We start from the raw sequence: 9,760 nt of genomic DNA, 5'->3' as shown, positions 1-9,760 counted from the left end.
AAAATGCTGTCACGATCGAAACGACAAGAGACTTTACCGCGATCCGCTTTTGCTTCACTTCGCTTGAATGACCCATGAATCCTCCTTGCCGTATAACGCCGGAGCTCAGCCGCCGACAGCCCGCGTAGCGGGATGACGGTCGGCTGCAGCGACTTGTTAACAGGGTGCTGAAAAAGTCGATTTCTGACTCAATCCACAAAAAAACGAAGCAGTCGGTTATTGCAAGACACTGATTTTATTGATCACGACAAGTGCGACGGTGATGCAATTTCGACTGAAATCTCTACCGCGTGGGTTTTTCAGCACCCTGTTAGGATATTGCACGCCTCAAGCGAAACTCGAGGCGTCCTTCAGCGTAGTGGTGCACTTCGGAGTTGAATCCGCCACCCTTGATTCTTCCGAAGCGCCCAAGCGCAGCATTCCGACGCCACCTTTTGCACGCCTCAATCACTTGGGTGGCCGATTGGCGGACGGCGCACCCTCGCCTCGCATCGGGGTGGAAAGTCGCGCTTGAACACTATACTCGGTGGTCGCCGATTGGCGTGGCCACCTCCAAGCAGTAAACACGATAGCCAAGGTCAGGGCAATCTCTGCGACAGCGTATATCTTGTAAAAATACCAGGTTACCGTCACCGCGATGAGGCCCATGAGGGCAGTGTAGGCAGTTGCAATCAAGATGTTGAGCCAACGACATAAGTCAGATCTGAGGAAAATGCTCGCCGCAACCATTAGACATGGAACAATGAGCATTATCCCCATACCTAGCAGGTTGGCTTGAGTGACTTCCCCGAATGGGCCGACCTGCCCATTAAGCAAATCACGTAGCTTTCCTGGAACGTAAAGCTCAAAGTAGTCGCAGTACAGGTAGCACAGGACCGTACATGTCCAAAGCACGCTGAGCTTGACCTTTGTAGGAATTGCAATATTTTCAAGTTCGGACATATGGCTTGATTCACCTTGATGATCGACAGCGTAAGCAACACCAGGATCGAAGTGGAGTGCCGTTCGTAATTGAACGAAAAGCCGGCTTCAGCCGACGGCGCGGCTCCATTTCTGGCTGCTCTCGTGAAAGCGGTCGCCTCTCAGTTGTCGAAGCCGTTCCTGAAGATGAGGTCGACGGGGTTAGAAGGAATCGCCGTGGCACGAACATTGCCGTGGGTTGCCGCATTGATCTGCACGAGCACGCTGCCGTCGGCGCCGATCCACGAGTCCGTGCCACCACCGTAGAGCGCGGGACCGGAATCGTCAATGTCGAAGCTCGCCACTGTATCGACGACGACCCCCGACGCTGTCGGAATCAATACACTTTGCCCAGCGGCGAGGATGCGACGTGGCGCGGCGCCACGCTTGAGTAACCATAATGCGTATTCACTGTTTTGATTGGTGCGCGCGAAAGCAAGGATGTCGCCATTGGACAGGACTGCATGTGCGCGCATGCTCGACCATGTACTTCCTGGCTCTGGGCCATACGCGCCGGCAAGGCCGAACAGCGCGACCAGCTCAGGCGCTTCACCTGCCTTGACGCGCCACAAACCGTCCGGTGTGCCGCCGTCGCCGGTGCGCACAGTCGCAATGAACGCGCTCCACTCACCGGCAGAGGTCAGTGAGCCGGTATCGAACGAGCTCCATGTCGCGTCGAGCCAGTGCGGTCCGAAGGCGCCGGCTGCATCGTTCATCGCCAGCGGGCGATTTCCCGCACCATCGTTCCAGAACAGGGCCGTGCGACTGGACTCGCCTGCAGCCGGGCGGTAGCTGGCGAAGAAGTTGACATGATTTTCCACGCCGGGTCTCGGGGCGCCAAAATTTCCGGAAAACGTCGCTGTGGGAATACCGATATCGGGACCGAGCGTTCCAGTTCGACCACTCGCCGCGAGCGGCCGGGGCGCGCCGCCACACACTTCCCAGATTCCGGAGCCGCTACTGGCGGAGAACGCTCCGTAGACCCGATTTCCCGGCGTCACTGCCAGCGAGCCCACGTCCCATGCCGTATTGAACATGTCACCAGTGCTGAGATTAGGCGCCAGATCACGCGTGATCGCGTTGCGCATCATGCACGGTTGGTTTACCTGACCCGGCAGTGCCTGCACGAGCAAGCGATTGACCAGTCCGGTCGGCGAGGTCACATCGGCATTGACGAGCACCCTGCCGCCGTTCATCGGCAGGACGCCGAAGGACACGTTCTGGGCGTAGGTCCAGTCCGAGCCCATGCCCGGGCCGAGCGCGCCGTCCGTGAGCGCGCGCACTATCTCTACGTTTTTCTGTTGGTCCCAGCGCCACACGCCCCAGGTTGCACTTACGATGTTGTTCGGATCGCCCGCCTTGGCGACGAACACGCGCTGGCCGTCGAAACCGGCCGCACCGTAACCGGTCTTGTAGTCGAGGAACACGTGTGTGCTTTCGCCGCCCGTGCGGCCCGGGCCGAGTGCGCCGGTAACGCCGTTCTTCAGATATTGCGCCCAAGTACCCTGCCGAAAAGCCCAGTAGCCAGAGGCGCCCGACATGGTCATGCGCACGCCGACGTGACCGGTACCGGCGTCACCGAGGATGACGTCACTATAGCTGCGCGCGGTGCCCGGCAGACCGGGCCCTGCGACTCCAGGATTGACGCCAATCACGGCTCGCCAAGAGACGGTTTGTGCGCCGACAGGCGATCCGGCGACGACTGCCATGGCGACTGCAAGACTCAGTAGGGCGGGGCGTTCATTCATCTTGGTGGCTCCTTGATGGCAATTGAGAATGCGACATCGGCGCATGGGTCACGCCGCATCACCGCGCGACGACAAGTTGTTCACAGCGGGGCGGCGGAGCGTAGGCGAAAGCGATGCTTGGCGGGACACATCGGCACCACGGTTTGGTAACGGATCGTCAACGCCTGGCGATTTCACAACCGCTCTCACGAATTCGGCAGCATGCATGCCACCGTTCGGGTAGGCTGCGGCCCCGTCGTATCCCCGCGCGCCGGGTCCGTTTGCCAACGATTCCATCCTGCGACCGTATGCGAGATCCCGAACGCCCTGATTCGCACTGTTACCTCTATCGCTTCGGCAGTGCCGAATTCGACGAGAGCAAATTCGAGCTACGTGTGTCAGGTCTGCGGATCGAGGTCGAGAACCGTGCGCTTGGGGTACTCCTCCATCTGCTGCGTCACGCCGACGAGGTGGTGACGAAGGAGGAGCTGCTACGCGAGGTATGGGCCGGGCGCATCACGGTCGACAAGGTCCTTCCCAATGCCATTGTCAAGCTGCGGCGGGCGCTCGGCGAGAGCAATGCCGAGCAGTTGATTACACAGGCTCGCGTCGGCTATCGGCTGGTCGGACCGGTGTTGCGCACTGCGGTCAGCAACCGCATCGTTAGCCACCTCGAACTTGCTGCGGGCGACACCGTGCCCGGGCGCAACCACTTCGTGCTGCGCCGCCAGCTCGGGTCGCGCCGCGACGGCGAGGTCTGGCTGGCCGAACAGCCGCGTACGCATGCGTTGCGTGTCTTCAAGTTCGCTGGCGGCGGCAAACCATTACGCGCGCTCAAGCGCGAGGCGACGCTGCTGCGGGTACTGCATGAAAGCGCCGGCAACGATGCAGGCTTCGTCGAGCTCGTCGACTGGAACTTCGAACAACCGCCGTTTTTCCTCGAATGCGGTTACGGTGGCGAAAATCTTCTGGATTGGTCGCGCGAGCATCTCGCCGCGATGCCTGCGCACGAGCGCATTACGTTGTTCCTGCAGATCATTGACGCAGTCGCCACTGCGCATGCAGTCGGGGTGCTGCACAAGGACCTCAAGCCCGCCAACGTGCTCGTCTCGCGCGAACGCGAAGGCTGGCACGTGCGCCTCACCGATTTCGGCAGTGGCCGCCTGATCGACCCGGCGCGGTTGGACGACCTGGGCATTACCCAGTTCGACCTCACCATCACGCGGAGTATCGTCGCCGACTCGAACTCGGGCACGCCACTGTACCTTGCGCCGGAGGCCTTCTCTGGGCAGTCACCGACCGCACAGGCCGACGTGTTCGCGCTTGGGATCCTGCTCTACCAGTTACTCGCTGGCGACCTCGCGCGACCGATGACGCCGGGCTGGGAGCGAGACATAGATGACGCGCTCCTGCAAGAGGACATCGGTGCGGCGACTGACGGCGACCCGCACCACCGCCTCGCCAGCGCTGCCGAATTCGCGGCGCGCTTGCGCGCAGGTGACACGCGGCGCGAGGCTGCGCGCGTGGCGCAGGTACACGAAGCCGAAGCGCGCCGCGCACGGATGGCGCTCGCCCGCAGTCGCGCGCGCCGCCCATACCTCGTCGCGCTGCTGGGGACCCTACTCTGTGGCCTGCTCGCCGTGCTGCTGCTCTACCGCTCAGCGCTCGATGCCCGCTACGACGCGCAAAGCCAGCTGCAGCGCGCTTCAGCAATCAACCGCTTCCTCAACGAAGATTTGATCGGCCGCTCAAACCCGCTCGTGCTGGCCAAGGGCCAGAACGCTTCGTTGCGCGATGTTCTGCTCGCCGCGCACAACCGCATCGGCAAGCGCTTCGCCGCACAACCGCTGACCGAGGCCTCGATCCGCAGCAGCCTCGCCGCCCTCTTCGGCACCATCGAACTGTTGCCGGAAGCCGAAGACGAGGCCCGTCGCGCGCTTACCCTGTACCGGCAGCAGTTGGGCGACGACGCGCTCGATACCTTGCGCGCTCGCGCGCTGCTGGCCCGCCTGCTCACGCGCATGTCTAAGTTCGGCGAGTCCAAGGCGCAGATCGACGCGCTGGCGCTGGCAGTGGGCAACTCACTCGACCCGAAGCGAATCCATCTGCTGGCCGCCGCGCGCGCGGCCTACGCGCTGAATCAGGGCGACTACGGTGCGGCAGTTCCCGCCTACCAACAGGCGATTGCTGCGCTGCGCTCGACCGAACCTGGTAATACCGACCTCCTCGACTCGCTGCGCATGGACCTGATCGGTGCGCTCACGCAAACCGGCAGGCTTCAGGATGCGCGCCACGAAGGCGAGTCGCTGATCACTGACATCCGCACGCGCGAAGAAAGTAACGGTCTGCTCGCCGCATTCACGCGTGCCTTGGTGGCGCGAACCTGGACGCTGGATGGGCATCTCGACAAGGCCGAAGCGCAATTGCTCGAAGCGCAAGGACCGATCGTACGCATGCTGGGTGGTCAACACACGCGCAACCTCATGATCCTGGGTGATCTGTATTCCGTGGCGATGCAACGCCGTGACTGGCCGAAGGCGATCGATTACGGCCAGCGTGCCTACGACGGGCTGCGCGCCAAGTTCGGCGACGACCACAATTTCACCAACATTTCGCTCGCCAACCTCGGCCAAGCGTTCTACGAGAACGGCCAAACCCGGGAAGCCGTGCCACGCCTGGAGCAGGCGTACCACCGGCTCGTCGCGCAACTTTCGGCGGTCAATCCGCAAAGCCAGGCGACAGCGTACTGGCTGGCGGCTGCGCTGGTCGACGCGCACGCGCTCGACACGGCGTCCAGACTCATCGACGGTCTCGACACGAAAGCGCTCGAATCGGTGCAGGCTGACGGTCTGTGGCCACTACGCATCGACGTGCTGCGCGGTCTGATCCACGCCCAGCGCGGCGATCTCGAGCGCGCGGCGCCACTGCTACGGGAAGGTGCTACCCGTCTCGCTGGCCACGACGCTTCCGACAGCCGCCTCATCGAGGCGGCGAAGGTGGCGCTTGGCGAGCGCAACTGACGCTATGGCCCGGGCCGGAAACAGGGGCTCTACGGCGGCGCCCCAGCATTATCCAGGCCCGAGCGTGTCAGCCGGCCAACGACGCCAGCGCGGCGTTGAAGGTGGGACTGGGCCGCATCGCGGCCGCGAGCTTGCCCGGGTCGGGGCGGTAGTAACCGCCGATGTCGACCGGCTTGCCCTGCGCACCGTTGAGCTCGCCGATGATTCTGGCTTCGTTGTCGGCCAATGCCTGCGCCAGCGGCGCAAATCGCGCCTTGAGCGCGGCGTCTTCGTCCTGCGCGGCCAGGGCCTGCGCCCAGTACAGCGCGAGGTAGAAATGGCTGCCGCGATTGTCGAGCTCGCCGACCTTGCGTGCCGGCGACTTGTTGTTGTCGAGGATCTTGCCGTTGGCTGCGTCGAGCGTACGAGCGAGTACCGCGGCATCCTTGCTCGAATAGCGGTTGGCCAGATGTTCGAGCGAAGCAGCCAGGGCAAGGAACTCGCCGAGTGAATCCCAGCGCAGGTAATCCTCGGCCAGGAACTGCTGCACATGCTTGGGCGCCGAGCCGCCGGCGCCGGTTTCGAACAGACCGCCTCCCGCCATCAGCGGCACGATCGACAGCATCTTCGCGCTGGTGCCCAGCTCCATGATCGGAAACAGGTCGGTGAGGTAGTCGCGCAGCACGTTGCCGGTGACCGAGATCGTGTCCTGACCCTTGCGGATGCGCGCCAGCGAGAGTTGGGTCGCTGCCACCGGATCAAGGATGCGGATGTCGAGGCCATTGGTGTCATGGTCCTTGAGATAACGCTCGACCTTGGTCTTGAGCGCGCGATCGTGGGCGCGCTCGGGATCGAGCCAGAACACCGCCGGCGTGTTGGACAGGCGCGCACGGCTGACCGCGAGCTTGACCCAGTCCTGCACCGGTGCGTCCTTGGTCTGGCACATGCGAAAGATGTCGCCCGCCTGCACCGGCTGTTCGAGCAGCACGGCCCCGGCGGCATCGCTGATCTTGACCACGCCGGCCGCGGCGATCTGGAAGGTCTTGTCGTGCGAGCCATATTCCTCGGCCGCCTGCGCCATCAGGCCGACATTGGGCACGCTGCCCATCGTCGCCGGATCGAAGGCGCCATGTGCCTTGCAGTCATCGATCACCGCGCGATACAGCCCGGCGTAGCTGCGGTCGGGAATCACCGCCTTGGTGTCCTGCAATTGGCCCTGCGGATTCCACATGCGACCCGAGTCACGGATCATCGCCGGCATCGAGGCGTCGACGATGACGTCGCTGGGCACATGCAGGTTGGTGATGCCCTTGTCGGAATTGACCATCGCCAAGGCCGGCCGCTGCGCATACAGCGCGCTGATGTCGGCCGCGATCGCATCGCGCTGGGCCACGGGCAGCGCTGCGATGCGTGTGTACAGGTCGCCGATGCCGTTGTCGGGATCAAACCCGATCTCGTCGAGCACGCCCGCGTGCTTCTCCAGCACCGGCTTGTAGAACTCGCTGACCACCACGCCGAACATGATCGGGTCGGAGACCTTCATCATGGTCGCCTTGAGGTGCAGCGAGAACAGCACGCCCTGCGCCTTGGCGTCCTCGATCTGCGCACGCACGAAAGCCGCGAGTGCGCTGCGGCTCATCACGGCGGCATCGATGATCTCGCCGGCCAGCAGCGGGGTTTTTTCCTTGAGCACGCGCTGCGAGCCGTCGGCACCGAACCATTCGATGCGCACCGTGGTTGGCGCATCGACCACCGCCGACCGCTCGCTGGCGTAGAAATCACCGCCGTCCATGCTCGCAACGTGGGTTTTCGAGGCGGCATCCCAGGCACCCATGCGGTGCGGGTGCTTGCGCGCGTACTGCTTCACCGAGGCCGGCGCGCGGCGGTCGGAATTGCCTTCGCGCAGCACCGGATTGACCGCACTGCCCTTGGTCTTGTCATAGCGCGTCTTGATCGCCCTTTCCTCGTCGTTGGCGGGTTCATCGGGATAGTCGGGCAGGGCCAGGCCGCGAGCCTGCAGTTCCTTGATCGCGGCCTTGAGCTGGGGCACGGAAGCGCTGATGTTGGGCAGCTTGATGATGTTGGCCGCTGGCGTGGTCGCGAGTTGACCGAGCTCGGCCAGGTCATCGCTGCAGCGCTGCGCCACTTCGAGCCGATCGGGAAACTGGGCGAGGATGCGGGCAGCGAGCGAGATGTCTCGGGTTTCGACCTTGATGCCGGCGGTGGCGGCGAATGCCTGCACGATGGGCAGCAGCGATTGGGTCGCCAGATAGGGCGCCTCGTCGGTAAGCGTGTAGATGATCGTGGGCGTGTCGGACATGGGAGTCTGCCTGTGCGGTCTTCGAGGGAATGGTGGTTGCGGCGCGTGCTGCCGGGACCATGCAGCTGCCGCGCGCGGAACCGCTCATTGTCGCGGTTTCGGCACAGCAGGCAAAGTCGGTCCCGCGGGTGGCGCGCAAGCTTGCATGGCCGCACGCTGCATCGCAAAAAAATTCACGCCGAAACGGTGCTAGCTTGTGGCCGTCGAGGCAGACACACAGGGGTGCCATGCGCATAGGCATCGTCATCGACGCGGCATGCGATCTGCCGGTCGAATACACCCGCCAGCACGACCTGATCGTGTTGCCGATTCGCGTACATCTGGACGGCGTGACCTTGCTCGACCAGCGCGATCCTGAAAGTTTCCGTCGCTTCCTCGACGAGAACCTCGGTGCGCGCAGTCATGCCGGAGAAACCGAACCGTGCTCGGTCGAGGAGATCAGCACGCTGTTCCTCGAGCGCCTGGTGATCGACTACGACTGCGTGTTCTGCCTCACCATCATCGCCACACGCAGCGGCATTTTCGCCAACGCCAGCAAGGCCAGCTTTTCGATCCTCAAGGACTACCGCGCAATCCGCCAGGCAGCCGGCGTGCCCGGACCGTTCCTGATGCGCGTGATCGACACCGAAAACCTGTTCGCCGCACAGGGCATTACTGCGGTCGAGGCAGTGCGCATGCGCAATGCCGGTGCCAATCCCGGCCAGATCCGCGAGCGGCTGGAGATGCTCGCGCGCCAGACCTATGGCTACATGCTGCCGCGTGATCTGCATTACTTGCGCGCACGCACGCAAAAACGCGGCGATCGCAGCGTGAGCTGGTTTTCGGCCACGCTCGGCACCGCGCTCGACATCAAGCCGGTGCTGCGTGCCCTGCGCGGCGAGACCGGACCCGTCGCCAAGGTGCGCGGCTTCGAACATGGCTGCGAAGTCCTGTTCGGGCATGCCGCCCGGCGCGTGCGCGCCGGGCTGCTGACGCCGGTGCTGTGCGTGAGCTATGGCGGCAATCTTGCCGAGCTGGCGAGCCTGCCCGGTTACGCAGAGCTGCGCCGAACCTGTGTCGAGCACGGAGTGGAAATGTTCGAAAGCCAGATGAGCGTCACCGGCATGGTCAACGTCGGCACCGGCGCGGTGGTCGTCGGCTTCGCCGCCGAAGAACACGAGTTCTCGATGCAGTAGCCGACGGTCACGCCGGCAAGGAAAAAGGCGCGGATCGCTCCGCGCCTTCTTGCTGACTGCCGCCGCGACTGCTGCGCGACGCGGGTGGTGCTTACTTCACCGCGAACTCCTTGCTCGCCACCGACTTGCCGTCGAGCATGATCTCGACTTTGTAATTGCCGACCGGCCAGCCATCGGGCTTGCTGATGTGGAAGGTGGTCGTGGCCGGGCCATTGGGCGCGATCGTCTGGCTCGACTCGTTGACGGTCTGGCCATCCTGGAACGTCCACTTCGCATTGAGCACGGCGTTGGTGGCGCTGCCGGTGGTCGAAACGGCGGCGTAGATCGTGTCCTTGGCGCCAAACTCCGTGGCTGGCGTGGTGACCTTCTGAGCGCCATCGACCGCGGTGCCCAGATCGACCGATGCCACCGCAACGGGCGCGGGCGCCGGAGCGGGTGCCGGAGCAGGTGCTGCGGCAGGCGCCGGGGCCGGAGCAGGCGCAGGTGCTGGCGCCGGTTGTTCCTTCTTGCCGCAGGCGGCGAGCGCAAGCGCGGCGGTGAGGGCGACGAGGGCAAAGGGTGTGCGTGTCTGGGTCATTG

The 9,760-nt window shown here is 63.8% G+C and carries 6 protein-coding genes; 2 read left to right on the top strand and 4 right to left on the bottom strand.

The window, feature by feature from the left end; all coding sequences use genetic code 11:
- Window positions 1–447: 447 nt before the first annotated feature.
- Together KF759_RS12890 and KF759_RS12885 are read right to left on the bottom strand one after the other, a co-directional pair.
- Window positions 448–942 (bottom strand): DUF6326 family protein, encoded by a 495-nt coding sequence (locus KF759_RS12890; protein ID WP_291226159.1) that lies wholly within the window; start codon window positions 940–942, stop codon window positions 448–450.
- A 140-nt stretch (window positions 943–1,082) separates the two neighbouring features.
- Entirely contained in the window at window positions 1,083–2,708 is a 1,626-nt protein-coding gene (locus tag KF759_RS12885; protein WP_291226158.1) for a hypothetical protein, read from the bottom strand.
- 287 nt (window positions 2,709–2,995) lie between these two features.
- On the opposite strand from KF759_RS12885, the gene KF759_RS12880 reads away from it, so the two are divergent.
- Window positions 2,996–5,707 carry a tetratricopeptide repeat protein gene (locus KF759_RS12880; protein ID WP_291226156.1) on the top strand — a complete coding sequence of 904 codons (2,712 nt, stop codon included), beginning with the start codon at window positions 2,996–2,998 and terminating at the stop codon, window positions 5,705–5,707.
- Between the two features lie 67 nt (window positions 5,708–5,774).
- On the opposite strand, the gene KF759_RS12875 is transcribed toward KF759_RS12880, so the two are convergent.
- Entirely contained in the window at window positions 5,775–8,006 is a 2,232-nt protein-coding gene (locus KF759_RS12875) for an NADP-dependent isocitrate dehydrogenase (RefSeq protein WP_291226154.1), read from the bottom strand.
- Window positions 8,007–8,233: 227 nt separating this feature from the next.
- Between KF759_RS12875 and KF759_RS12870 the strand changes: the two genes are divergently transcribed.
- Window positions 8,234–9,181, top strand: coding sequence for a DegV family protein (locus KF759_RS12870; RefSeq protein ID WP_291226152.1), 948 nt, complete (start codon window positions 8,234–8,236; stop codon window positions 9,179–9,181).
- A gap of 91 nt (window positions 9,182–9,272) precedes the next feature.
- Here KF759_RS12870 and KF759_RS12865 read toward each other — a convergent pair whose 3' ends face one another.
- Complete coding sequence (locus KF759_RS12865) at window positions 9,273–9,758, bottom strand: hypothetical protein (RefSeq protein ID WP_291226150.1); 486 nt, start codon at window positions 9,756–9,758, stop codon at window positions 9,273–9,275.
- Between the last annotated feature and the right edge of the window lie 2 nt (window positions 9,759–9,760).

The organism is Dokdonella sp., from assembly GCF_019634815.1.
GTDB lineage: Bacteria > Pseudomonadota > Gammaproteobacteria > Xanthomonadales > Rhodanobacteraceae > Dokdonella_A.
Note: the sequence above shows the minus strand (reverse complement) of the source record. Positions and strands in the feature narration are given on the sequence as shown.

Coding starts and splice junctions, on each gene's coding strand:
- KF759_RS12890 (WP_291226159.1), bottom strand. CDS start 942: ATGTCCGAACTTGAAAATATTGCAATTCCTACAAAGGTCAAGCTCAGC.
- KF759_RS12885 (WP_291226158.1), bottom strand. CDS start 2,708: ATGAATGAACGCCCCGCCCTACTGAGTCTTGCAGTCGCCATGGCAGTC.
- KF759_RS12880 (WP_291226156.1), top strand. CDS start 2,996: ATGCGAGATCCCGAACGCCCTGATTCGCACTGTTACCTCTATCGCTTC.
- KF759_RS12875 (WP_291226154.1), bottom strand. CDS start 8,006: ATGTCCGACACGCCCACGATCATCTACACGCTTACCGACGAGGCGCCC.
- KF759_RS12870 (WP_291226152.1), top strand. CDS start 8,234: ATGCGCATAGGCATCGTCATCGACGCGGCATGCGATCTGCCGGTCGAA.
- KF759_RS12865 (WP_291226150.1), bottom strand. CDS start 9,758: ATGACCCAGACACGCACACCCTTTGCCCTCGTCGCCCTCACCGCCGCG.